Annotated in this window: 21 protein-coding genes and 1 tRNA gene; 11 read left to right on the forward strand and 11 right to left on the reverse strand. The window is 35.5% G+C overall.

Annotation, left to right across the window (positions count from 1 at the left end; genetic code table 11):
* Nucleotides 1-1,595: 1,595 nt before the first annotated feature.
* Nucleotides 1,596-4,598, forward strand: a complete 3,003-nt coding sequence (locus tag AC2A07_RS05460) for a LamG-like jellyroll fold domain-containing protein (RefSeq protein ID WP_484049573.1) — start codon at nucleotides 1,596-1,598, stop codon at nucleotides 4,596-4,598.
* A gap of 730 nt (nucleotides 4,599-5,328) precedes the next feature.
* Here AC2A07_RS05460 and AC2A07_RS05465 read toward each other — a convergent pair.
* From AC2A07_RS05465 to AC2A07_RS05490, 6 genes are all read right to left on the reverse strand, one after another.
* Nucleotides 5,329-5,601: a T9SS type A sorting domain-containing protein gene (locus tag AC2A07_RS05465; RefSeq protein WP_484049574.1), complete on the reverse strand. Its 273-nt coding sequence runs from the start codon at nucleotides 5,599-5,601 to the stop codon at nucleotides 5,329-5,331.
* 89 nt (nucleotides 5,602-5,690) lie between these two features.
* Entirely contained in the window at nucleotides 5,691-5,972 is a 282-nt protein-coding gene (locus AC2A07_RS05470; protein WP_484049575.1) for a hypothetical protein, read from the reverse strand.
* 222 nt (nucleotides 5,973-6,194) lie between these two features.
* The gene (locus AC2A07_RS05475) at nucleotides 6,195-6,566 is read right to left on the reverse strand and encodes a hypothetical protein (RefSeq protein ID WP_484049576.1); all 372 of its coding nucleotides are present in this window, start codon (nucleotides 6,564-6,566) and stop codon (nucleotides 6,195-6,197) included.
* Nucleotides 6,563-7,270: an AAA family ATPase gene (locus AC2A07_RS05480; RefSeq protein WP_484049577.1), complete on the reverse strand. Its 708-nt coding sequence runs from the start codon at nucleotides 7,268-7,270 to the stop codon at nucleotides 6,563-6,565. Before AC2A07_RS05480 ends, AC2A07_RS05475 begins: the two co-directional genes overlap by 4 nt.
* A gap of 175 nt (nucleotides 7,271-7,445) precedes the next feature.
* Entirely contained in the window at nucleotides 7,446-7,940 is a 495-nt protein-coding gene (locus AC2A07_RS05485) for a MepB family protein (RefSeq protein ID WP_484049578.1), read from the reverse strand.
* 601 nt (nucleotides 7,941-8,541) lie between these two features.
* The gene (locus AC2A07_RS05490) at nucleotides 8,542-9,273 is read right to left on the reverse strand and encodes an endonuclease (RefSeq protein ID WP_484049579.1); all 732 of its coding nucleotides are present in this window, start codon (nucleotides 9,271-9,273) and stop codon (nucleotides 8,542-8,544) included.
* Nucleotides 9,274-9,343: 70 nt separating this feature from the next.
* Here AC2A07_RS05490 and dgt point away from each other — a divergent pair, with 70 nt between their 5' ends.
* Together dgt and AC2A07_RS05500 are read left to right on the forward strand one after the other, a co-directional pair.
* Nucleotides 9,344-10,699, forward strand: a complete 1,356-nt coding sequence (dgt, locus tag AC2A07_RS05495) for a dGTP triphosphohydrolase (protein ID WP_484049628.1) — start codon at nucleotides 9,344-9,346, stop codon at nucleotides 10,697-10,699.
* Nucleotides 10,700-10,914: 215 nt separating this feature from the next.
* Entirely contained in the window at nucleotides 10,915-11,856 is a 942-nt protein-coding gene (locus AC2A07_RS05500; RefSeq protein ID WP_484049580.1) for an SPFH domain-containing protein, read from the forward strand.
* Nucleotides 11,857-11,910: 54 nt separating this feature from the next.
* Here AC2A07_RS05500 and AC2A07_RS05505 read toward each other — a convergent pair whose 3' ends face one another.
* The 3 genes from AC2A07_RS05505 to AC2A07_RS05515 all read right to left on the reverse strand — a co-directional run bounded on the left by AC2A07_RS05505 (nucleotide 11,911) and on the right by AC2A07_RS05515 (nucleotide 14,590).
* Nucleotides 11,911-12,255 (reverse strand): DUF4377 domain-containing protein, encoded by a 345-nt coding sequence (locus AC2A07_RS05505; RefSeq protein ID WP_484049581.1) that lies wholly within the window; start codon nucleotides 12,253-12,255, stop codon nucleotides 11,911-11,913.
* Between the two features lie 214 nt (nucleotides 12,256-12,469).
* Nucleotides 12,470-12,793 (reverse strand): Mpo1-like protein, encoded by a 324-nt coding sequence (locus AC2A07_RS05510; protein ID WP_484049582.1) that lies wholly within the window; start codon nucleotides 12,791-12,793, stop codon nucleotides 12,470-12,472.
* 126 nt (nucleotides 12,794-12,919) lie between these two features.
* Entirely contained in the window at nucleotides 12,920-14,590 is a 1,671-nt protein-coding gene (locus AC2A07_RS05515; RefSeq protein ID WP_484049583.1) for an APC family permease, read from the reverse strand.
* Between the two features lie 252 nt (nucleotides 14,591-14,842).
* On the opposite strand from AC2A07_RS05515, the gene AC2A07_RS05520 reads away from it, so the two are divergent.
* The 3 genes from AC2A07_RS05520 to AC2A07_RS05530 all read left to right on the forward strand — a co-directional run bounded on the left by AC2A07_RS05520 (nucleotide 14,843) and on the right by AC2A07_RS05530 (nucleotide 19,804).
* On the forward strand, nucleotides 14,843-17,806 hold the full coding sequence (locus AC2A07_RS05520; protein WP_484049584.1) for a tetratricopeptide repeat protein: 2,964 nt from the start codon (nucleotides 14,843-14,845) through the stop codon (nucleotides 17,804-17,806).
* An 81-nt stretch (nucleotides 17,807-17,887) separates the two neighbouring features.
* The gene (locus AC2A07_RS05525; RefSeq protein WP_484049585.1) at nucleotides 17,888-19,657 is read left to right on the forward strand and encodes a TonB-dependent receptor; all 1,770 of its coding nucleotides are present in this window, start codon (nucleotides 17,888-17,890) and stop codon (nucleotides 19,655-19,657) included.
* 73 nt (nucleotides 19,658-19,730) lie between these two features.
* Nucleotides 19,731-19,804: transfer RNA gene (locus AC2A07_RS05530), tRNA-Arg, on the forward strand.
* Between the two features lie 169 nt (nucleotides 19,805-19,973).
* On the opposite strand, the gene AC2A07_RS05535 is transcribed toward AC2A07_RS05530, so the two are convergent.
* Both AC2A07_RS05535 and AC2A07_RS05540 read right to left on the reverse strand, forming a co-directional pair.
* Nucleotides 19,974-20,156: a PTS sugar transporter subunit IIBC gene (locus AC2A07_RS05535; RefSeq protein WP_484049586.1), complete on the reverse strand. Its 183-nt coding sequence runs from the start codon at nucleotides 20,154-20,156 to the stop codon at nucleotides 19,974-19,976.
* Nucleotides 20,143-21,000, reverse strand: coding sequence for a recombinase family protein (locus tag AC2A07_RS05540; RefSeq protein ID WP_484049587.1), 858 nt, complete (start codon nucleotides 20,998-21,000; stop codon nucleotides 20,143-20,145). Before AC2A07_RS05540 ends, AC2A07_RS05535 begins: the two co-directional genes overlap by 14 nt.
* A gap of 153 nt (nucleotides 21,001-21,153) precedes the next feature.
* On the opposite strand from AC2A07_RS05540, the gene AC2A07_RS05545 reads away from it, so the two are divergent.
* The 5 genes from AC2A07_RS05545 to AC2A07_RS05565 all read left to right on the forward strand — a co-directional run bounded on the left by AC2A07_RS05545 (nucleotide 21,154) and on the right by AC2A07_RS05565 (nucleotide 26,290).
* Entirely contained in the window at nucleotides 21,154-21,729 is a 576-nt protein-coding gene (locus tag AC2A07_RS05545; RefSeq protein ID WP_484049588.1) for a hypothetical protein, read from the forward strand.
* 32 nt (nucleotides 21,730-21,761) lie between these two features.
* On the forward strand, nucleotides 21,762-22,466 hold the full coding sequence (locus AC2A07_RS05550; protein ID WP_484049589.1) for a hypothetical protein: 705 nt from the start codon (nucleotides 21,762-21,764) through the stop codon (nucleotides 22,464-22,466).
* Nucleotides 22,467-22,666: 200 nt separating this feature from the next.
* Entirely contained in the window at nucleotides 22,667-23,905 is a 1,239-nt protein-coding gene (locus AC2A07_RS05555) for an ABC-three component system protein (protein WP_484049590.1), read from the forward strand.
* Nucleotides 23,898-24,368, forward strand: a complete 471-nt coding sequence (locus AC2A07_RS05560; protein ID WP_484049591.1) for a three component ABC system middle component — start codon at nucleotides 23,898-23,900, stop codon at nucleotides 24,366-24,368. The genes AC2A07_RS05555 and AC2A07_RS05560 overlap by 8 nt, the downstream gene beginning before the upstream one ends.
* Entirely contained in the window at nucleotides 24,365-26,290 is a 1,926-nt protein-coding gene (locus tag AC2A07_RS05565; protein WP_484049592.1) for a DUF3732 domain-containing protein, read from the forward strand. Before AC2A07_RS05560 ends, AC2A07_RS05565 begins: the two co-directional genes overlap by 4 nt.
* The last annotated feature ends 269 nt before the right edge of the window (nucleotides 26,291-26,559 follow it).

The following is a 26,559-nucleotide window of genomic DNA, read 5'->3' on the forward strand; positions in this document are numbered from 1 at the left end:
TGAAAGGGATTTTTGCTGTTATTATTTTCTTTAATGTAATGATGTTTCTTTAATTATTTAAAATTTAATGCAAGGCAACACAAAGTTTATCTAACAGCTTTGTGCTTTTAAGATAAACATAGGCGTAAACTTATCAATGAAAGACAACGATTCAAACCGTCTATTATCGTAACAATACTTTCAATCATAGTAAAATTACCACCACGTTTGTCATTCTGAAAGAATCTCAACATGGATTTTTAACGCTACGGTCGCAATTTTTTTTATGATCCTGAAAATGTTTTCCGTTCGTTAAGGCGTTTCACTCAGCAATGGCCCAATGCTTTACTAATTTGAAATTTAACGCAAGGTAAGACAAAGTTTTTTTACCAGATTTATGCTTTCAAGATAAACAAAGCCGTAAACTTATCTATGTAATACAACGATTCCACATATCAATTCAAGTAAGTTTTGAAAAATCGTATTGACAAGTTGGTTATTCAAAGGTTGTCAGTGGTTCACGGGTTCTCGATACATTTTTCTCCGCTTTGCTGCGAAAAACACTCGGACTGACGGAGTTCGAACTGACAGGCCGACTTTGGTTTGTGGAGATAGGACGTCACTTCGAGTAGGTTTTAGAAAAACCGTATCGAGAAGTTCATGGTTCAGAGACTACCCCTGATTTGCGGGTTCTTGATACAAATTCTTGAAGAATTTTAATCGAAAAGACGGATATGCTTCCGTAGCAATACTTTCAGTCATAGTAAAATTAACGCAACGTTTGTCATTCTGAAAGAATCTCAACATGGATTTTTAACGTTACAGTCGCAATTTTTTTTATGATCCTAAAAATGTTTTCCGTTCGTTAAGGCGTTTCACTCAGCAATGGCCGAATGCTTTACTAATTTGAAATTTAACGCAAGGTAAGACAAAGTTTTTATACCAGCTTTATGCTTTCAAGATAAACAAAGCCGTAAACTTATCTATGTAATACGAGGTTAAAAATTCCATCTTTCAGACCTACTAAAATAACCACAATGTTTGTCATTCTGAAAGAATCTCAACATGGATTTTAACGCTACGGTCGCAAAGTTTTTTACAAGCTGTATGCTTTTAAGATAAACAAAGCCGTAAACTTATCTATGTAATACAACGATTCTATATATCAATTCAAGTAAGTTTTGAAAATCGTATCGACAAGTTGGTTATTCAAAGGTTGCCAGTAGTTCACGGGTTCTCGATACATTTTTCTCCGCTTCGCTACGAAAAACACTCGAACTGACGGAGCTCGAACTGACAGGCCGGCTTTGGTTTGTGGAGATAGGACGTCACTTCGAGTAGGTTTTGTAAAAACCGTATCGAGAAATTTTTGTTTTAAAGACAAATTTTGTGCACGGTTCACAGGTTCTCAATACATTTTTCTTCGCTTCGCTACGAAAAACACTCGAACTGACGAGGCGACTTTGGTTGTACAGTTAAGCCGTCATTGGTAGTGTTTTATTCCACAATTTCGACCTTTTCAAGGTAACTGATTGAAAGTTAATGCGTCAGCAGGACGGAGCAGGATGCTCATATTTACGTTTGTTTTTAGCTTGGTTAACATAAAATTAATATTTATGAAAAGCAAATCTTTACCCTTTAAGCATGCTCTTACATCTTTACTTTTTTGTGGATTATCATTATCCGCAATTGATTTTCATGCTCAGACTTTGGCATTTCCGGAAGCTACCGGTTTCGGCAGATTTACTACAGGAGCCAGAGGAGCAGCCAATCCTCAGATTTACCTGGTAACCAATTTAAATGACAGCGGAGCTGGTTCATTCCGTGATGCGGTGAGCCAGCCGGGTAGGTTTGTCATTTTTAAAGTAGGAGGGATCGTTAATTTACAGTCTGTCGTTGCAGTGGCTGCCAATACTACTATTGCCGGACAGACTGCTCCGGGAGAAGGAATTTTATTTCTGGGACCGAGAGTATCATTTTCGGGAGCCAATAATACGATTGCGAGATTTATGCGGATCCGTTATGGCGGAACTTCTCAAAATCAGGATGCATCAGGGATCGCCAACGGAGCCAATATGATTTTGGATCACATGACCTTTACCTGGGGTACAGACGAAGTGTTTTCCATCAATTGGGATAACAACGGGACAAGTCCGGATAATATCACGATTCAGAATTCGATTATCGGACAGGGACTGCACCGTCACAACCATTCCGCCGGAGGATTGATGCAGCCGCCTCCTGGTGGAAAGATCAGTTTAATCGGGAATTTATACATCTGTAATAAAACCAGAAATAACAAGATAAAAGGAATCAACGAGTTTGTCAACAACGTCGTTTACAACTGGGGGAATTACGGAAATACCTATGGGCATACTCAATCGGGAGAGGCTTACATCATGGGTGGAGATTCTTCCGGCGCTTCGTACGCCAATATCATCAACAATTATTTCATTGGAGGTCCCAATACAAATACTGCTGTTTCTACGCCTTTCAGTGTAGGAAATGCCAATTTTAATTTATACGGTTCAGGAAATTATTTTGACAATAACAAAAACGGAGTACTGGATGGAGCGTTGGTCCCTCAGAATTTAACAGGATATCCTGTGGGTGATGTTAACGCGATCATGACTACCCCGTATGATTATCCGATGAAAAATACGACCGTTACTGCTCAGGCAGCATTCGATAATATTGTAGCAGGCGTGGGGGCATCATACCCTAAACGTGATCAGGTGGATCAGTTAATGATCTCAGATCTGATGTCGAAAGGAACTGCCGCAACGTATGTCTACGTACAGAGTGATTTGACGACGCAGTTCGGATTTACCAATGGAGGTGCAGGTCATATCTACGGTGCTCCCGCTCCTTTAGATACAGATAATGACGGGATGCCGGATGCGTGGGAAACTGCGCACGGACTGAATCCTAATGTTTCCGATGCATTGGCAGTGAGTACTGCCAATGCGCCGTATCTTAATATTGAGGTTTATATCAACAGTTTACCCGCAACTGCACCTCCCGATTTTGTGATCCCTCCATCGAATGTAAATTTCACTAACGCACTTACAGCCGGAACTCCGGCAGTAAGTTCTTTAACGGTGAACTGGAGTGATAACGCCGCAAATGAAACCAATTATGTATTAGAGCGTTCTACTAATGGTACAACTTTTACCATAGTGGCAACGCTGCCTGCCAATGCAACGAGTTATAATGAAACAGGGCTGACGCCTAACACCCAATATTATTACAGAGTGAAAGCGACTAACAGTACAGATTATTCTGTATATACATCTACTGCTTCGGTCACGACACCACCGGTTCCCTCAGCTCCGGTGAAAGCCGCAAATCCGTCACCTTCGAACGGTTTTAATAATGTACAGCTGACGAACGGAAACCTGCTTCTCAAATGGACCGGCAGTTCAAATACAACCAACTATACGGTTTATTTTGGAACGAATCCTCAGAATTTAAACAGTATAGGAACTGTAGCTTACAGTACGTTACCATCATATCAGCTCAGTAATTTAAATACAGCGACTACTTACTATTGGAGAATTGATGCCAATAACACCCTCGGTCTCGTGAGCGGAGATGTCTGGAGCTTCCGTGCACTGACACCGAGCCTTGTAGGAAACTGGCCGTTTTCAGAAGCGCCACTGTCCGGTGAACAGATTACCGATGTTACCTCTTATGCCAATAACGGAACATTGAATGTTGCTTATGACAATGCAACCGTGCGGGTACCGGGAAAAGAAAATTTTGCCCTTGATCTCGCAACATCTCCGAATACACCATATATTGCGAGTATTCCACATCAGGAGCAGATCCTGTTTGATAATCATTCTTTTACAGTTTCTTACTGGATGAAAGCTCCTGCAAGCATGATCCCGTCATCATCTGCAACCAGTCTTTATGTTTTATGCAAAGGTTCTTTCACCAAAAATACAACGACAGGGGCCACCGGAAAACGGTTCAATGTAGAAATCAAGGGAGGACAGCTGAGATATGCGATCGATGATGATATCACCAAAAAGGAAATTACGTCTCCTATTGCCAATTATTTCACCAATAATTGGGTACATGTTGTTATTCAGAGAGATATTACAGCTCATAAAATGAGAATTTATACCAATGGTATTTTAAGTGCTGAAGGGGATGAAACTGCGGTGACGGGAATTGGTGAGGCAAGCGATCTGATTATCGGAAATATCGGTGAACTTGAATTTTCAGCAAATACCAATACTCCGGCTCCTTATAAAGGTGCATTTGACGAACTTAAATTATACAATTACGCTTTATCAGCAGCGGAAATATCTGCTCTCTACAATCAGGCAGTTTTGGGCAATGCTGAATTCAGCATAAGCAAAAATGTGGGAACGGTATATCCGAATCCTGTGAAAGATCAGATTTTCATTAAACTTCCTGATTATAAAAAATCAAATCTTACAGCAACGATTATCGATCTTACAGGAAAGGTTATCGTTAAAGAAAAAGTAAATGTTGACGGCAACGGAATTTTTAATGTGAATATTGCCGGGAAAAAAGTATCGGGAAATTACATCCTTAACGTTTCCGGAGATGATCTGAACAGTAATTTTAAAATAATGGTTCAGTAAAAAACAAGAATACACTTAGTTAATTTCATATTTTATTAGAAGAATCCTTTCAGCTTGACTGAAAGGATTTTTTATTGTCTGAAATTTCTCTTATCAAAAGGGCAAAAAAATTAAAGAATTTTTGAAGGGGTGGTTTTATACGCAAAAAAGGATTATACCCGTCACTTATTATTAAAAATTTAACGCAAGGCAAGACAAAGTTTATTGAACAGCTTTGTGTTTTTAAGATAAACAAAGGCATAAACTTATCAATGAAAGACAACGAATCTATTATCGTAGCAATACTTTCAGTCATATTAAGATTAACGCAACGTTTGTCATTCTGAAAGAATCTCAACATTGATTTTTAAACACTATGATTCAAAGGCTGTCCGTAGTTCACGGGTTCTCGATACATTTTTCTCCGCTTCGCTGCGAAAAACACTCGAACTGACGGGATTTATTATCTTAGCAATACTTTCAGTCATATTAAGATTAACGCAACGTTTGTCATTCTGGAAGAATCTCAACATGGATTTTTAACGCTGCGATCGCAAGGAATTTTATTGACAATCCTAAAAATATTTTTCGGTCGCAAAGGCGTTCCACTCAGTAAAGGGAATTTCTTTAAGGTATTTGAATTTAATCTTCTGTTTAATCACCCCGTCTTGTACTCTTAGAAGAATCTGTCACTTCAAAGGAGGGGAATTACTTATAAAACCACCTTGTTTTCTTTCAAAAATTACGTTCCTTATTTTACAACTTTTAAAGTATATAACTGTCCTTTATCGGTATTCAATATAGTGATGAAATATATTCCTTTCTCAGTAATCATCTTGGATGGATAAATGGTTTCATTGGAAGTATGTCTGTTTTTATAAATGATTCTGCCGATGGAGCTGGTTATTGAGATTTCAAAGTTTTTAATTCCTGGATCCATTTTTAATATTGACGCATTGGTGATAGGATTTTCCGTAACAGAAATGTCAGAGCTTTTCAGATTGAGGTCATGAGTGCTTAACAAAAAAGCATTATTTCTACATTCAATCTTTGAGATCGATCCATTGGAATTTGAAATAATTGAATAGAGGTCAGACTGCGCATCAATACTTACTACATTCTGTAAAAAACGATCGATATATCTGGAAATGATCTTGAAACACTAACAATATCACTGTTAAGAAGGGTCATATTTCCGGATGATATATTGCTGTATTGAGCTGCATAACTGATAAAATCAGATTTGTTGAAGCTGGGATTGACAACGGGTATATTATCTAATTTTGCATAATATTGATAAAGTCCATTATTCTGCTGATAGCAATTTGAATTAAACTGTCCAAAGGAATATTGTAATGAAGAGATTAAAAGGAAAAGGAATAATTTTGTTTTCATGGAAAGTTATAATTGGTTTGCCGGTTGTATATGATCTGTATTTTTTTAAAATAATAGACTGAAGCGAAATAAAGCGGCAGTTATAAATAAAAAGGTTAAGTTTATTTTAAAGGCTTAAATATAACAATATATTCTAATAAACTGAAATGGTTCATAAAATAAGAGATGTGGTTTTTCATGATGAGTCTGGAGTTTATTTTATCAAAAAATAATTTGATATATTTAATCGATCAAAATTCTATAGTCAAAAATTTCGTTTCTGTTCTTTAAAATTGAATCAAAATAAATGGGTTTGTGATTAATATCTCTATAATAATATTCAAAATTATCACGATAGATTTCCAGAATCTTTTCTTTTATTTCTTCATCCCTATTTTGTAGATATTTTTCGCACAGACAAATGGCTAACTGTTGTTTAGCAGATTCAAATCTCCATTGATTACCAACCATATTCTGACCGTACTTTTCCTCTTCCTCCTTCTCATCCAACACATGATATTTTATTTTGCAGGATTTAAAACTAACTTCTCCTGTATATTTTTCAGTACAGGAAAGCAGCGTGGTTGAAACAAAAAAAATATTGATCAACTTCATTTTACGGACTCCAACTTCTTAATAAGACTTCCTTTTACGACTGTAAAGGTGTAATCTTTGGCTTCTGCAAAAGACAGGCTGTATTTCCTTTCAATATTTCTTAAATCTTCAGGGAATTTTGCAAGAAGGCGGTCATAAAAACGATCCAGAAATTCTGTTGATGGCATTTCGTATTTTATTTTCAGTTGAAAACGTCTGATGATTGCAGTATCAATGATTTCTGCATGATTGGTAGCACAGAGCAGAAGGGCATTTTCGGGATAATAATCGATCAGCTGAATCAAGGTATTAACGAGTCGTCTCATTTCGCCTACATCTTTATCATCGCTTCCACGCGCTTTCCCGATCTGATCCAGCTCATCAAGAAAAAGAACGGACCGTTCCCTTGCAGCTTTGTCAAAAATCATTTTGATATTCTGCGAAGTTTCACCGATTCTCGAAGAAACGATATTGCTGAGGTTGAGAATGATGATATTTTTACCTAAAGCATTCGCAATTGCTTTTGCCGTCATGGTTTTTCCACAGCCTGAGCTTCCCTCCAGAAGAACCTTATTGTTGACCGGAAGTCCGCAATCCTGAAGCTCTTTCACATACTTCTGTTCTTTGATGAGCTGTACAAACTGCTCTTTATTTTTGGGTTCAAGGAAAACATCATCGAGCGTTACTTCTTCTTTGTCCTGAATGATGAGGTTGTACAGATTCATTGTTGAGCGGTATTTAAGCTGTTTTAAAAGCAAAGATAATTCTTTAAAATCGCAGATGAAACAGACCTTACTATTTAATCCTGTATATCGTAGCTTTTTAATCTTTTCCCGCTGATCTGCAGATTTCTTTTAAAAACCAATTAGTGGGATCCACCTTCTTTTTTAAAAGAAAAATTTAGAAATGGAGAATGGCTTTCAGTTTTTCAAAATACTGAGTGTCTGAAAAATCGATGAAGAAATCTTTCTGCCAGGCTTGAGTTTTCAGCCCTTGTCTGTTTTCAGGAAAATCCCATACAGGATATACCCTGAAACCTCTTTTACCATCTTTTGAAAGCGAGGTAAGAATTTGTTTTTGAATTAAAACAGGTTTGGGAAATAAGAAAAATCCTGATTTCTGTTCATCATTACAGAAAATCAGATAAAAATCGAAAGGATCTTCGTCAGTAAATGGTTCGGTTTTGTTGTTTTCAGGATTTCTCTTCCATAAAGTTACAAACTGTCCGATTTTTTTTGGAGTGATCTTCGCTTTTCTGAATTGAAAGCGGAGTTGGCCTGCCTGAAAATGATGGCCGTGATATTCTGTACTTTCCGGATCTTGTCCGATACAGGTCATCTTAAAATTGAGCCTTGAAAAAACTGAGTTTTGAAGTTGCCTGAGTTCAGAAGTCATTGTTTATTATGTTTTTTTGCGCTCTTTTACTCCGGCTGAGTAAAAGAGCGGGCAGTTAATCAACTGCAAACATAAAAATAACAACTGATAAAATGATTTAACAGGCTGCTAATTTTAGAAGATAATTAGTTATTTTCTCTTTTTACTGTTGCGATGTAAGAAGAAACTAATACTGCACATGTTGCGAAACCGATAATTGCGATCATAATTTTTGAATTTTTAATTATATTAATATTTATTGCGAATTTTATAATGCAATATTACGTCTTTAAAATGAAACTCCAAATGAATTAATTATGATGTATATCAGTAGTTTAGCGCTTATTTTTAACGATTTATTAAAATTAAAACTGCTTTATTTTAACGTGAAATTAATTAAATTGATTGTTTAAATCGTAAAATATTATCATTATGTTAACAATTGTGTAATTTGAAATTAATAATTGACAATTCAAATATGTTGCAATGTGATGCATAGTGATAAATAATAACTCCCATTTCTGATCTAAATGGGAGTTATGTTAGACTTATCGGTAAGCTAAAAATAAATAATTTGCAGTGATAAGTTGTGAATGTGTGTGAGAATTTATCTCACTAAATTTTAATACAGTTCCTGATCATTTTCGCAGAAAAAACTCGTTCGCTTAGTTTTGCCGGTATCTTTTTTAATGACTTCTGCGCCGCAGATCGGACAGTTTTTCTGATGGTAAATCTGGAAATGTTTGCTGAGGACATTCGCTCTCTTCCATTTTTTAAAATCAAAACCATAATTTCTGGCTTCGGAAATGATTTCTTTCAATTTTTTAGGAGGAATATTTCCAATCAGGCTTTCAGGATGAATCCCGACTCTGAACAATGCTTCATTTTTTATAATGTTACCGACACCGGAAAATATATCCTGGTTCATCAGCGCGTCACAGATCATCATTTTAGGGGCTGCTTTTAAAGTCTTTTCTGTTTTTTCAGGATTCCACCTATCGCTCATAATGTCTGCTTCCCAATCGATTTTCTGCAGAAAACTTTCATCAATGATTTTAACAGAACAGGTATAAAAATACATTCCTCCGTCTTTGAACGTCAATCCCAGCCGAAGCGTATCAATATCTTTTCTTTTATACAGACTATAAGCACCAAACATAAGCAAATGGATCTTAAAAATCACCTTGTCAAAAATAAGGTACGTCTGCTTTCCGAAAGTTTTGACTTCACGAAGAATTTGTCCTGTGAGATCAGGGGAATCGGGCACTGAACTCCCGTCAGTTTCCAATACTTTATGACCTTCAAACTTTAGAAGATCTTCTTTCATGAGAATAATAGTAGGTCCTTCCGGCATCGTATTGTTTTCAACAAAAATCCAAATATTATTCCTTTAAAAGTAAAATTTGAATTAATTTTGGAAAATGATGAATTTAAACCGGATTTTTACGAATCAGCGAACGGGAAACAACCCACAGACCATAGCTTCACGTACCGATTTCCAGAGAGATTTTGACAGAATTATATTTTCCTCGGCTTTCAGGAGACTGCAGAATAAAACACAGGTTTTTCCGCTTCCGGGAAGTGTATTTGTACATAACCGTTTGACCCATTCTCTTGAGGTATCGTCGGTAGGAAGAAGTTTGGGAAGTATTATCGGTGAATATATTGTTGAAAACCATCAGAACGATCTTACAGAAGATTCTGAAAATTTTTATCAGCTTAATTTGGGAAATGTCATTGCCGCCGCCTGTCTGTGCCATGATGTGGGTAATCCCGCATTCGGACATTCAGGAGAAGACGCAATTGCGAGTTATTTTGATAAAAACGAAAAAGATCTTAAATTAAAATATACAGAAAAAGAATGGGCTGACCTCGTTAACTTTGAAGGAAATGCCAATGCCATAAGAGTTTTGGCGCATCAGCAGCAGGGAAAGGATCTCGGTGGTGCCCAGCTTACTTTTGCCACCTTAGCGAGTATTGCCAAATATCCCTGTGAAGCCATTGCCAGAAAAAAAGGAATTTTACATCGTAAGAAATTCGGCTTTTTTCAGAATGAAAAAGAAACTTTCCTGGAAATTGCCAAAGCCACAAGCCTTATTTCAGAAAGTGAAGAACCGCATATTTTTAAAAGACACCCTTTTGTATGGCTGGTAGAGGCTGCGGATGATATCTGTTACAATATTATTGATATGGAAGATGCTCACCGATTGGGAATCGTCTCCACCGCTGAATGCGAAAACCTATTTTTTGAACTGGTCAAATCTGAAACTGACGATATCAAAAGAGTGAAAGATAAGCTTTCTGCGATTGCCAATGACAACGAAAGAATCTCCTACCTGCGCGCTAAAGTAATTAATGCCCTGATCAATAAATCCCTGGAAATTTATAAGCTGAATTTTGATAAGATTCTGTCGGGGAATTTAGATAAAGCTCTGCTTGATATTTACAGGGATGATAACAAAGCTTTAAAGGATATCGAAAGCTTTTCTATTGAAAAAATTTACAACCATAAAGCGGTTGTAGAAATTGAAAATGCCGGGTATAACGTTATGTACGAATTACTTGATCATTTTATTCCTTCAGTCCTGAAGCATAAAGATGAAAGAAAATCATATGATAAAATGGCACTGAAACTGCTTCCGAAACAGTTTGTCTATGAAGAGGGGAGTGATTATCAGAAAACGCTGGGTGTGATCGATTTTGTTTCTGGGATGACAGATAATTATGCGACAGATCTATACCGGAAAATTAAGGGTATCGACATAGGAATGACGATGTAATGTATTGTTTTTTTAAGTGAATCCTGTTTTATCTCTGAAGGGTGTAAAGATTTTAGCTTTTTTTTTAATTGCATGAGTGAACCAATATTAAGATTACATTTTGTAAATTTTAATAAATCCTTATTTTTGATCCTTTGTGGTTAAATATAGAAATCAGATTTGATTTTTCACTTTTAAAATTGTATCTTATCCACTCACTCATAAACTTATACAATATGATTTATTTAGGTATTCTGGTCTTTTTCGGACTGATCACATTATTCGCTTCCTTTTTTACGGTCAAGCAGGAATCTGCTGCGGTTGTAGAGAGATTAGGTAAATTTTTGAAGGTAAGCCATGCCGGTCTTCATCTGAAAATTCCTTTTCTGGATCAGATTTCAAAGCGTCTGAATCTGAGAATTCAGCAGCTGGATGTTATTATTGATACCAAAACGCTTGATAATGTTTTTATTAAAATGAAGGTTTCAGTACAGTATCAGGTGATCAGAGAAAATGTAAAAGATGCCTACTACCGATTGGAAAATCCTGAAAACCAAATAACCTCTTATGTATTTGATGTTGTACGTGCTGAGGTCCCGAAAACGAAATTAGATGATGTTTTTGTAAGGAAAGATGATATAGCGATTGCTGTCAAAAGCGAATTGCAGGAGGCGATGCAAAGCTATGGATATGATATCATCAAAGCTTTGGTGACAGATATTGACCCGGATGAGCAGGTAAAGCACGCCATGAACAGGATCAATGCAGCAGAACGTGAAAAAACAGCTGCAGAATATGAATCTGAGGCACAGAGGATCAGAATTGTTGCAGTCGCAAAAGCTGAAGCGGAATCTAAAAAACTTCAGGGACAGGGGATTGCCGATCAGAGAAGAGAGATTGCAAAAGGTCTTGAAGAATCGGTAAAAATGCTGAATGCAGCCAATATCAATGCACAGGAAGCTTCTGCATTAATAGTCGTTACCCAGCATTATGATACCCTGAACTCTATTGGAGCAAACAATAGAAGCAACCTGGTGTTACTTCCAAATTCACCTACTGCAGCGAGTTCGATGCTGAATGATCTTGTTGTCTCTATGGCGGCTACTCAGAAAATGGATGAGTTTACCAAAGCTCAGCAACAGCCTAATCCTCCAAAGGACAGGAACAATGAATATTAAAAGCTTTTAGCTTAAATACCAATCCCTTTCAATTAAACTTTGAAAGGGATTTTTTTATTTTTTTATTTTGGAGACCTGCTTTAGCAAGATATATTTAATGGAAGAAGCATCTGCCGGTGTGTTGGTGATTTTTTCTGTTTTAACTTTTAAAATATATTCAAATCCGGGTTCATAGGTAAAACCTTCAATATTGCTGTAGAAATTTCCCCAGCGGTCAGATTGTTTTTCTTTCACCTGCAGACATTTCATTGGAGCTACTCCGGTGCAGTCTACAGTCTGTGAAGCAACGATGAATGTTTTCACATTTGCAGTTGTTGAGACCGAATTTGCCTTAGGCTTGCATTGGCCTAAAACAGACAGCATAGACACAGATAAAATAAGTTTTATTATATTTTTCATAAAAAGATTTTTGATGATATTTGATTATATAAAATTATTTGTTTGCTGAGACATTGAGACAATTTTCCTTTTATTTCAGCATTAGATCATATACGAATTAGTGCTTTTCTAAATTAAAGGAATTGAAATAGCTCCGTTTTTCAGGAATTTGAATCTTAGAGAATAACACCTTTTTCGATTTAGTAAAAAAAGATCAGTAATCCGTTTGCTATTCTTATTTTTCCTTTTTGATTCTGAATTTCTGCTTTCCGGTTAACAGCTCAAAAAATAGTTTAAAATCAGAGATCAGCGACCACAATGGATACCTGAAGGTCGCAGGTTTATTCCGCTCAATAAATGCATGGCTCAGCCAGGCAAAACCGTATCCGAATATCGGAATATACCAGAGGAATCTCTCCTTCCCGGAATAAATAACAAAGGCAATCACTGCAAAAACAAACAGGATCCCCAGAAAATGGAAAATACGTGTTCCTGTCTTTTGATGTTCGTCAAGATAAAACTCATAGAACTCTCTGTATGTTTTGATTCTTTCAGACATGGCATTACTAATTTAAAGTTCTCATCCAAACCGCATCAATAATTTCGCCAATTATCTGACAGCATAAAAAAAGGCAAAATTGTAATTCTACAGTTTTGCCTTTTTTTATTTTTAATTATCTGTATCTCAGGTGTTTCTTAATTTACTGTGTCTGTGACCATAACAGAAATAGATGATCAGTCCCAGCACCAGCCATAAACCAAACCAGAACCAGTTCTCATGACTCATTCCCGTAAGAAGATATAAACATGAACTCAGTCCGATTAAAGGAATCAGAGACAGGTTTTTAATGAAAGCTACAAGGCAAAGAATCAGATTGACAATAATAAAAAAGAAAATAGAAGCTCTGAATTCTCCTTCTTTGGGATCTTTCCAGTCCATTAAGTTTTCAAAAAAAGCAGGCTGAAAATAATAGAAACCTATTAGAGCTCCGATGAAAATCACAGGAAAAATAATTTTACCGTTAATATAAGGAAGGTGAAATCTGCCCTTGATCTTTTCTTTTGCCGGAAGAAGCAATACTCCTGCACAAACCAGTACGAAGGCGAAAATAGTTCCGATACTCGTAAAATCAAGGATGAAACTCTTATCAGTGAAGATGATAGGAATTCCCACAACGAGACCGGTAATAATGGTCGCAAACGAAGGTGTTTTGTATTTAGGGTGTACGGTCTGAAATTTCTGAGGCATCAGCCCGTCACGGCTCATGGCATACCAGATTCTTGGCTGTCCCATCTGGAATACGAGCAATACAGTAGTTATTGCTACAATGGCTACAAACGAAACGGTAAGTTCCATCCAGGCTACATTGGCATTTGTTTTTTCAAATATAAAAGATAACGGGTCTCCGACGCCATCGAATTTTCTATAGTCCACCATTCCGGTTAAAACCAGAGTCAGACAGATATAGATTACCGTACAGAGAGCCAGGGAGATAATCATTCCTTTTGGTAATGTTTTCTGCGGGTCTTTTGTTTCCTCTGAAAGTACACTCAGGGCATCAAAACCTATGTAGGCAAAGAAAACTCCTGAAACGGCACTCATTACGCCTGCAAAACCGTTCGGCATAAAAGACTGGGTTCCGGTTTCTAAACTTACGGGAGTCCAGTTGTCGGTATTGATGTATGAATAACCTACTAAAATGACAAGAACGATAACGGCAAGCTTCAGGATAACCAACGAGTTATTGAAATTCTTACTCTCTTTCACTCCACGGTAACACAGCCAGGTAATCAATCCGTTAATCACCAGTGCGGGGATATCAACAATAAATTTTAAACTTCCCAGCAGAGGAGCGCTGGTCCATGCGCTGATGAGTTCTTTGTTTTCAGAACCGTTCAGAAAAGCTTTTTTTGCTTCCGTATAACTGCAGGTAAGATATTCCGGAATATGCATATTCAGTCTTCCCAGAAAGCTGGTGAAGTAATCTGACCATGAAAAGGCAACGTAGATATTTCCGAAAGAATACTCCATGATTAGTGCCCAGCCGATGATCCAGGCTATAAGTTCACCGAAACTGGCATAAGCATAGGTATACGCTGATCCGGCTGTAGGAATTCTGCTGGCAAATTCTGCATAACACAATGCGGTAAAACCACATGCAAAACCGCAGATGAGGTAGAGTAGGATAACGCCTGGTCCTCCTCTGAAGACAGCCTCACCGAGACTGCTGAAACTTCCTGCTCCGATAATAGCTGCGATTCCGAAAAAAACGATGTCCCAGGTTCCTAAAACCCGAAGAAGATTGGTGGAAGTATCTGTTGCTGAATAGTTTTTCCTTCTGAAAAGTTGATTCATTCAATAATTATATAAAGTTGAAAAAAACAAATGTAATTATTTCTGTTAAATAATTAAGATTTTCTTAATACTTCTTACTGAAAAGTTAATTAGTATTAAATATTAATCCACAAACTAACATTGTGTGAAAAGACTTGTTTATGCAATATCTTTTCGATATTTTCGTTGATAATTTGTGGATAAAAACTTATCCGGAATTTAAAATAAATGGTCTTAAATTTGAAGATCTTCCCATTTTAAAATTTGATATTAATGAAGTCAAAAAAAATACTTTTAGCGGCTGCTGTTTTCTATTTCGGTGTTTCCGAAGCGCAACAGTCACAGTACTTTACCCAAAAGGAAAACTACAGGTTTAACTTAGCCCAGAATCTTTATCAGACCAAAATATACAACGCTTCCCAATACGAATATGCCCGTCAGTATTTCTACAATCAGAACCTGGCACATTCTAAAAAGGAAGCTGCCCAGTTTTTTGATAATGTCATTGGAGTGATCCTGCAGAAAAATCATGCGGAAGAAGGACTGACTGCTTTTATGAAGGAATATCCAAACTCTGCATATTTTGCACAGGCCAATCTTCCTTTGGCAGATTACTATCTGGCTAAAAAAGATTTTCCTAAAGCTCTCGAAACCTTAAAAAAGGTCAATCAGTATCAGCTGACCCGTGAAGAAAATACGCAGTATATTCTGAAACTGGGATATGCTAAATTTATGATGGGAGATTCCAAAGGGGCAATTGACGCACTGGAAGAGGCCTACAAAACAGTGGACGAATCTGAAAAAGGTGATGTGGCTTACATGTTGGGCCATCTGTATTATTCAGACAAACAGAATGACAAAGCATTTGAATACTTTGATTCTGTTAAAGATCAGCCTAAATTCTCAAAACTGGTACGTCCGTATTATGTACAGATGTATTACAATGATAAAGATTATGATAAGGCAATTTCTGAAGGAAATGCTTTACTGAATGAAGATATATCAGAATCTTATAAAGCTGAGGTTCATAAAATCATCGGTGAAAGTTATTTCATGAAGAAGGATTATGAGTCGGCCTATCCTCATTTAAAAGATTATTTGAGTGTTCAGCAAAACCCGTCTGAAAATGACCTTTACGAAATGGGATTTGTAGCAGCACAGCTTAAAAAATATGACGAAGCCGTTTCTTACTACAATCAGCTGATCAACAGTAATTCGGCTTTGGCTCAGAACGCTTACTATCAGTTGGGGAATGCTTATCTGGCAGTTGATAAAAAGCAGGAAGCCCTGTCGGCATTCCGTTCGTCCTATCAGATGGATTACGATGCTGAAGTCAAAAAACTGGCGCACGAGCAGTATGCAAAATTAGGCTACGATATAGGGAATCCGTTTGAGAGCCCGACTACTGTGATTCAGAATTATATTACATCGAATCCTAACGGTTCGAAAAATACAGAGATGAGATCTCTTTTGGTAAAGTCATACCTGTATTCCGGTAACTTTAAAGAGACTTTGAATGCAATTGATAAATTACCGAATTCCACTCCCGAAACCGATAAAGTAGATCAGGAAGTTTCTTACTTATTGGGAACTGAAGAATTCAATAAAGGGAATTTTGATGAGGCAGAAAGATATTTCTTGAGAAGTTTAGAGTTTAATATCAATAAAGAATTTAACAGCCAGGCTCTTTATTGGCTTGGGCAGGTCTATTATCAGAAAGGAAATTATCCGTCTGCGATTGCCCGTTATGAAAAACTTCAGAACGAAACGTTCCCTGAAAAACAGCAGTTGCCTTATGATTTGGGATATGCTTATTTTAAATCTAAAAAATTCGATCAGGCAGAACAGTATTTTACCGAATATTTAAAAAACCCGAAGCCTGAATTTAAAAATGACGCAGAACTCCGTCTGGCAGATATCAACTATGCTAATAATGATCTCGATCAGGCAATTGCGATTTATGATAAAAACGAAGATGCTACGGATTATACGTTGTATCAAAAATCACTGGCATTAGGATTTAAAAACGATAATGCAGCGAAAATCACCAACTTAAAATCATTGATTTCAAAATATCCGGGATCCGAATATATTGATGATGCCCAGTATGAAATTGGGGTAGCTTATGCAGCTCAGTCTGATTTTGCCAGCTCGAATGATTTCTTTGGAAAAGTAATTAAATCCTCTTCTGATAGAGATCTTGTTGCTAACGCAGCAATTTACAGAGCACAGAATTATATCGATCTGAACCAAAATGAAAAAGCACTTTCTGAATTGAAAGCTCTAGGAGAGCAATATAGAAATACAGCTTACGCACAGAAAATCGTTCAGGCTGCAAAACCGATATTTACTAAAAACGGTGATGTATCCGGATATTCCGATTTTGCAAGAAATATCGGAGTTAATATTGATGCTTCTGAAATTGACGAAATCAATTTGTCAACCGGTAAGCAGTATTTCAATAAAAAAGATTACAAAAATGCAATCTCTTATTACGAAAAATATTTAACTCAGAACCCGACAGGTGAAGGTCTTTACCAGGCTAAGTACGAATTGGGTGAAAGTTATTACCAGACCAGTAATCCGACTAAAGCATTATTGGTTTTACAGGAAATTGCCAATGTTCAGAATGATTATCAGGACGATGCACAGACCCGTGTTGCTCAGATCTATATTGCTCAGGGAAATTCAGCAGAAGCTAAAAAATGTCTCGAAAACATCAGAAATTCTTCAAATATCAGTGTAAGAAATTATGCCAATGTAGAATTAATGAAAATGTATGCAGAAGAAAAGAATTTCTCACAGGCAGAAAAATTAGCCGATGCAGTGATCGCCAATAATAAAAACTCTGCTGCGGTCATCGAAACGGCAAAAGTGATCAAAGCAAGAAGCCTGATGAATTCTGGAAAAGATAAAGATGCACAGACTGCATATGTTTCACTTGAGAAATCTTCGAATACAGAGGTTGCTGCAGAAGCCTTATATGCAAAAGCTTTTTATCAGAATAAAGGGAAAGCATTCAAATCATCTAATGAAACCATCTTTAAACTTGCTAACAACTACGCTTCGGAAGATTATTGGGGTGCCAAAGCATTGGTTCTGATGGCGAAAAACTATATTGGACTCAAAGATAACTATCAGGCCAGCTATACCTGTGATCAGATTATTTCCAACTATGCAGATTTCCCTGAAATTGTTGCAGAAGCTAAAGAAGTGAAAAAGCAGATTAAAAAGTAAAAAAGTACAATGTACTATGTAAAAAGCGACAATGAAAATACATTGTATATCTTACATAATGCATGCATCAAAAAATAAGCAATGAACAAAAGAATTCAAATACTATCTATATTATTTCTGGGAATTTCGTCGGTGGCGTTTTCTCAGATCAAAGAAGAAAAACTGATTCTTAATAAGAAAAGAGAACCGGAAGTAAAAAAGATTGAGAAGAAAAAAACTTCTGTAGAGACGGTTAAAAACTATCCGCCAGAGGAAAAATCAGCCAATCCTGTAAAATATACCATTACAGATGTTCCGGCAGTATCGGATTTTAAAACCTCTACTATACAGGGTGAAGATGTTACCCCAAAATTTGACGGAACGGCTCAGAATAACTACTTCCAGTTTGGAATGGGAAATTACGGGAAAATTCTGGCAGATGCGAATATTTCTAAAACCCTTAAGAACAAGATTGAAGTGGGGGCAGATGTTCATGTACTTTCCACCAATGGTTTGAAGAAAGTTTACGCATGGGATTCTGATCAGAGTTCAGCGACTTTAGGAGCTTTCCTTAATTCTTACGGAGAGAAAGGAAAAATCAATGTCAATGCAGAGTATGGATTGGATAACTATAACTATTACGGGATTTATGCACTGACTCCTTCCGCAGATGTAGATCTGAAGCAGAAAGTGAATCAGTTCAAGGTAAACGGTTATTATGACTTTTATTCTAATGAAATTCTAAACGATGTAAGGGTAAAATCATCTTTTCTTAGTGATCATTTTGATGCAAAAGAAAACCAGGCATCCATCCTCGCTAATTTCTCAAAACATGCCGTAGAGCTTTCGAAAAGCGGTATCGTTATGAATGCTGATCTGGGAGTGGGGTTGGAAACCGTAAAAACTGATTTTGCAATTCTGGATAAAAATTCATCAACATTTTTTAATGCCAGCCTGGCTCCGAAAGTAACATTTGCGAAAGGTGAATCTTATTTAATGATCGGTTCTTCGTTCTCATTTTTGAACGCCAGAAACTCCAGCCTTATTTTAAGTGAAGAATTAAAAAATAACAAAACATACTGGTTTCCCCAGGCCGAATTTCAGGTGGCTGCATCCAAAGAATTTAAATTTTACGGAGGAGTTGACGGAGGTCTGAAGCTGAATACTTATAGTGAATTGCTGCAGGAAAACCCGTTTCTGGTTTCAGATCAGATGCTGAGACCCACGGAAACGCAATATCATTTTTATGCAGGTCTGAGAGGTGATATTGATGAGGCTTTCAAGTATGATTTCTCTGCCGGATTCGGAAAGATGAGAAATATCATGTTTTTTAAAGGCAATACCTTATTTGACAATGCGTTCACGTCTGACCGTCCGGCGTATGATTTTGCCAATACTTTTTCTGCCGTCTATGATGATGGAAATGTGAGCGATATCAAGGGGAGCATCCAGTATTTTCCTTTAGAAAATCTGACTGTTGATGCTGATGTGAGGTTTTTAAAGTATGATTTAAAGAACTATGACAATATTTATAACGTTCCTTTAGTAACAGGAAGCATCGGTGCCAAATATACAATGTTTGAGAAAAAGCTTTCATTAGGCTTCAAAGGAATCTTCGCAAGCGACAGAACTACAAACTCTTACGCTCTTGAAGGAGTGGGGAACCCTGCGATGATGTTTCAGTCTGCAGAAGATACAAATGATAAAGTTGGTGGTTATGCTGATTTAAATTTGTCTGCAGAGTACAAAGTTCACAAAAATTTCAGTATTTTTGCACTCGGAAACAATCTTCTCAGCTCAAAATATCAGACGTACAAGGGCTACAAAGTTTTAGGTGCACAGATTTTGGGAGGTGTTAAGATTACATTCTAAATATGAATAATGAGTAATTGGTAATAAATAATGATGCATTAGTTATCATTAATTACTCATTAGTCAAAAAAATGGCTTCGTAGTTCAACTGGATAGAATATCGGATTTCGGCTCCGAGGGTTGGGGGTTCGAACCCCTCCGAAGTCACTTAAGGAGACAACTAATAAATAGTTGTCTCCTTTTTTTATATATAAATGCCTATTTATCAAATTTTTATAATCTTACATTTTGTGTTCGATATTTTAAACGTAAGATGCTTAGTCTGTTTGAATTAAACAGTCTGAAAGTGCCACAATATGCTTCTAATCTACAATCATTAAGAGTTCGAAATCTCCTTAATGTCAGAGCTTTTTCTCTCTTTTGACTTATTATAGGTTTTTGCTACTAAATATAGCAATTCTAATATATCCTTAGCTTCTTTCTCATTTACCTGAACACCATTCTTGGCCAGAATAAGAATCGCTTGTTCTACTGAAACATTTCTATCAATGAAATTCATTTTTCCTATTGTTTTGGCGATTACTTTTTTTTGACAATATTTTTGAAAATGCTTGATTTAGTTGTAAGGAAAGATCTCCGGTTTTATAATCAATATTGACAGGAGGAATAAGATTCACAAGATGCTTTTTATCTGAAGTATCAAACTCGGCAAATTTTTGGAAAACCTCACGGAATGTTTTACTTTCCATTTGATTAATTTTATCGATTACTCTTAAATTAACAGTAATGTCACGCTCTTCTTTCTTCAGATTTTTTGTGTTTATTTGACTTTCTTGTTTTAATTCATTATAATCATCGATCTTTAATATTCCTGCTATAAATAATTTTCTGCCTCGAGAAAGCGTTAATTTTTCCTCTTTCATCTTTCTGTCTACTAATTGTTGAGCATACAAGTAACTTGCTTTCTGAGTCTTTATATTCTGATCTTCCAAAATATTCTTAAACAATTCCATCATGTTATCTGCTAGGATTAATTCTTGAAGTTTATTTTGATAACTGTTATTAAGTAAAACTGCACCAATTCTAATTTTACAACGATTGTCGCAATGGTAATAGGGATATCTATTCTGCTTACCTTTTGAAAAACTCCCGGTAAGTTTTCGACCACAAACAGGACAAGTCAAAAAGCCTCGAAGAAAAAACATTTCTTTTAAATCATCTCTTTTAGCTGTCGTTTTTCTTTTTGTATTTATAACAGACTGAACTTGATCAAATAATGCCTCAGATATTAATGGTTCATGTAATCCATTTATCATCTGTCTTTTATTATAATTAAGTTTAACTGATATGATTCCACAATAAATTGGATTGCGCAAAATCCGGAAAAGTATGATCGTGAGCATATCAATCCTTTCTCATTAGCTATTTTACTAATTTCAGATATTTTATGATGATTTTGAGTAACTTGACTGAAAACCCATTTTATAATTTCAGCTTCAGGTTCTTTAGGCACAATAGCTTTTTTACCATCAATTAATGTTACGTTGATAAATCCTATGGGAGCTTTATTAGGATATCTACCTATAAGTTTTGCACACCGTAATGATCAAAATATTATTAAGATTTTAGATCGAGAAATTCATTTAAGTATTCGAAATGTTGGAAAGTATGAGACGAATGATGATGGTAAATATATTTCAAGAGATTTTGTGATGACAGAATTTTTGTGCGTGCAAATGTATGAAGATACTTGGAATCGTAAAGAATGGAAAGATACCCCATATTCTGCTATGGAAGAAAAACTAATTCGCGTGGTTGCATATATTGAACTTTATGCAAAATATTCGCATGAATATCATTTAGAGTTAAAAGAAAGTTGGCGGAAACAGGCTATCGTCAGGGAGCAGGAGAAAGAGAAGAAAAAGAAGATTGAAGAGGAAAAAAGGGAGGTCGAAAAACTGATGATGGATGCTGAAAACTTTGATAAATCACAACAAATATTAAATTATCTAAATGAAAGAAAAAGGTGTCTTCTTGAAAGCAATTTATACACAGAAAATGAGGCAGAATACTATGAATGGGGAATCAGTCAATGTAATTTGTTAAACCCATTGTTTAACATTGAAAAATAGATCGGATTTTAATATAAATTATAGAATTAAATATGCCTGATAAAGAATATTTGGACTCTACCTCAACGGTGGCTATTTATGCAGAAATACTTTTAGGAATTTTAAGATATGTACCTGTGAAAAATTTTTCTGATGAAGATGAATATCAAAGTAAATTAACAAAAGTGCTGAAATTTGAGAAAAATTATGATCCGGACTTATTCAGAGCTTGTATAGATTTACTGGAGGATTCACAATATGCTATCGATGAAGTTTTTAAAAATGGATTAATTACTGAATCTAATTCCCACGGAGAACAGTATTTAAGGCTTTACGGAGTATTGAATGCTTACTATCTTCAGTTAGGAGCTATTACTGATCTGGTAAGATTGTTTAATCTTGATGGCCAAAAACAAATTAGAGCTGATCTGAAATCTGCAAAAATTATCGAACTTAGAAATAAACTAGGCTCACATACAACCAGTTATCTACACGCTGGAGAAGACGAGGACACTGATTTTTATAGATTAGCAATGACAAGCATTGATAAATGGGGTAGTAATTTAAGTCTGATAGGAAGAAAAAAAGAAATTGAAGAGGTAGATCTTATTTCTACTATGAGACAATTTACAAAACAAGTGGAAGCTGTTCTTCATAAAATTGTAGACAAGGAGTTGGGTCGAAGACAATTTAAGAAGGAACATTTGGAATGGCTGAAATTAAGATATGATTATCTTCAGCAGGAAAGGATGAAATGAAATATTTGGGGTATACGGTTTTCCGTATTTTTAAGAAGCGATTTTAATCTAGATTTGATTATGAAAAAATAGAATTTAAAATTCATTTTATAGAATTTTTGTATAAAATTTTTTCAAAAACTTAGTATATTAGAAGTCTAATAATAAATTATTAACCATGATTTTTAGCTTAATTTTAGACCATTTTAATTTTAATAAAAATGGATGAGACTCCACATAGTGCCGTTGGGTCTGCATTGGGATATTACTATCAGGCGATTTATGCACTGATTTTTCTATTTGATGCTGATGAAAACGCAAGTGTTGGAATAGAGACACTTGATGATGTTACAATTACTAATGGTGAAAAAAAAGAATTACATCAGCTGAAGCATTCTATTCAAGAAAATCCCAAAATATCATTAAAAAGTGATAATCTTTGGCGTACTCTGCGAATTTGGAGCGATTATGCAGCTTCCGAATCTATCGAGGAAGTTGTATTCACTTTGTCAACGGTTGCTCAATTAGAAGATGGTAATCCTCTTTCAGTATTAACTACTATAGGAAGTGACCGCAGTGTCTTAATCACTTTGCTCATTGAGGAAGCAAATCGTGTCCTGAACGCGAGAGAAAATACACTAATTTACAACAGTACTCTTTCGTTAGGAAGTAAGAGTAGGGTACTACCATTTGAAAAACGTTTTAAAGGATGTGAGGCTTTTATGAAATTGCCACCTATAAAACAACAGAGATTGCTTTCGAAAATTATTCTTAATTCAGGCTGTTTTACAATAGATCAAGCTAAAAAAGAAGTTGCTGGTAGGTTGAAGTACACAGTTATGTCAGAGAATATAGATGTGATTGCAAAATATACCCTCGCATGGTGGGATCGTGAAGCTGTTGAATCTTTAACAGGAGAAAGAAATAGACAAATATCAAAATCAGAGTTGTTGGAGTTTATTAGTAAGAAGAATGCAGAGCTTTATAAGACCCCTTTTACTAATGATTTAGAAGATATGGAATTTCCTGCTGTTATTAATCCAGATCCCATTCATTGTAAACAGTTGGAGATCATCGAGGCTACAGAGTCGCAAAAGCGAAGATCTTACAAAACAGAAATGAAGGCGAGAATTCAACGGGATATTTGGATGAATAATACAATTTCAACAGTTCGAAAATTAGATGTTTACGACCAGACTTTGATAGAAGAATGGTCATATATTTTTGATGAACACTGTTCTGATTCAATGAATTTAACGGAGGAAGAGATTAAGAAAAAAGGGAGAGAATTATTGGAGTGGTCTCATAAAGAAGCACATTTACAAATTACCCCAATTGTTAATACTTATACTAATCCAGATCTTATTAGAGGAAGTTATCAAATGTTATCTAGTGTTCTAAAAATAGGTTGGCATGTAAATTATAAAAAATTAATAACAAAGAAAGATGAAGATGAATAGTATTGATATTTTTGCAAATACGAATCCCGCATTTTGTTCAGTCATTCTGTATAACTTTTGTAAAGGATATTTTGCTGTAAAAGAAAAACCTATACCTTTTCCATTGATAATTCTTCCACTACCCATAATATTATCTGGTGATCTACAAACGACCTTTGAATCGACAAATATAAAGACCGGATTTTTAACCTGGGTTAAAAATAATCCAAATTTGGTGATAGGATTAACTAGAAGAATAGAAGATACTTATGAAATCACTAAACCTGCTTTAGAATATGGTGTCTCCAGAAAGATTTTAGAAGTAAATGATAATGGGGAGTTACTTCCTACGAATAATTTGATAAAGAGTCCAAATAATGATTTGATAGAAAATTATTTTAAGTTTTCAGCTCGTCTAGGTGCATGGACTGGAGAAGTTCAATCAGTAAAAACAATTTTTAATCATTTAGGTATTAGATTATGAGTAGGTGGAATATTACGCAGTTAGTTTTCTATAGTAAGCACGGTGAAATTCGCAGTATCGAATTTAACAAAGGAGTAACCATTATTACAGGTGGATCTGCCACGGGTAAATCTGCAATTATTGATTCAATTGATTATTGCCTTGGTTCTAGCTCTTCGCGCATCGCCAGTTTTATAACCGAACGAATAACTCATGTAGGTTGTAAATGGAAAAACAGAGAAAGTGAATTTTATGTAGCAAGAGAAGTTACGAAAACAGGTAAATCTTCTTCTAGAATGTTTATTGATTATGGAACAGAAGTAGAGGTTCCTAATCGTTCGCAAGATTTAAAGGGAGCAGGTAATAAAGATAGTATAAAAATTGTTCTAGAACATTTATTTGGAATTACTGAAGAAATATCTCCGGACGTCACTTCAAGCAAAATTTCAGTACGTTATATAACTCCTTTTATATTTCTAGATAAAGAGGTAATTGATAGTCGAAATACATTAATGCATCATTTGGATGACAGGATATTTACAAAAAGCTTTACTGAAGCATTACCTTATTTTTTAGGAGCTATGGATGAAGAAGAGCTAGATGCGATGAAACGGCAGTCTTTGCTCATTAAAGCAATAGATTCTGAGGAAAAAAGAAAACTTCAATTTGAGAATAATCAAAGTAAGATATATGAAGATGGTTTTTTACTGCTGAACGAAGCTCGACAATTTAGGATAGTTCCTGAAAATGAAATCCCTATCACAAAAGAGGAATTATTTAATGTTTTGAAAAAGGTAACATTGGATGACAACAAAATTTTTGTATACGAGGATGCTGCAATATTAGAGAACCAGCTAGCTAAAAAGGGAGAAATTTTATCTAGATTAAATGAGCTAAAAAGAATGAGAAGGTTGGCGAAGGCCAATGAAGAAATGGCCAGTGACTTTTCACTGGTACTAGATAATCAACTCGCAAAACTGGATGTTCAGAAATTTTTTAAACATTCTGAAAGTAACTGTCCGATCTGTAATTCTGAAATGTCCAGTCCAACCCAGCAGTCAAAGAGAATCTATGAGTCTATATCTATTTTGGAGAAAGAACGTGTTATCGTAAGCAAACATAAACCTAATGTATCAAAATATTTAAAAGAACTTGACCAAAAGATTTATTTGGAGAATGATGAATTAAAAAAAGTGGAAACTTCTATAACTAGTTTAATTAAAGAATCTGAAGTTATTACTTCTAGATTACATGAATTTCAACAAGCTGCTAGAGTAGTGGGGCGTATCTCTTATTATTTAGAAAATCAATCTGAAGTTCAACACTATAATATGGAAAAATATGAAAATTATAAAGCAGAACTTGATAATATTGGATTATTTTATGGGAAAAGTGAGAGGGCTGAAAAAATAGAGATAGCACAGAGAAAAATTTCGGACTATGCAACTAAAAATTTGGAAGATTTACCTAAAGGACCGCCTTGTGATGGTGCCCGTATCGATTTCTTTTTAAAAGGACCCAAAATTATAATTACTGATAAAGATCAAAAGTCACTTGATTTTGCTAGTGTGGGGTCTGATGAAAATTATTTAAGTATACATTTGGCCTTAGCATTTGCTTTTCAGAAGTTCTTGGGTAAACGTAAAGCTTCAGTGCCTGCGGTCTTGATATTAGATCAAGTAAGTCGCCCATATTATTCTAATAGTGATGAAGAGAGAGATGTTAGAGATGAGGATACTTATAAAGACGATGATAGGTTGGCTCTCGCTAAACACTTTGATTTTATTTTTAATCAGGTTGAAAATGATGAAGATTTACAAGTAATTGTGTTAGAGCATGCATATCTTGGAAGTAATAAAAAGTTTAGGGATGCTACGAAATATAAGTGGCCAAAAAGTGGTACTGAAAAATTAATTCCTTCTTCCTGGCCAAAAATAGTATAGCAATCTACTAGATTTATTTAAGGATAAAGGCAACATTACTATGTAAATATTCTAGATGCTACTAATAAAGCCATTGATAAAAAGTGTTTTTATTGCTTAAACGGAATTCCGAAAATATTTTCATTCTTCGGATCATTAATTGTGTAATAAAAATTTTTCCATCAGGTCATCTTGAGATTTTCAAAGGATGTTACTTATTGGAAATAATATTTTTTTAGTAGATTTGTTTATATGCGCTTTTGTGCAAATGTTAAGTAAAAACTAATACC

The organism is Chryseobacterium sp. HNCC26DJ238, from assembly GCF_057180465.1.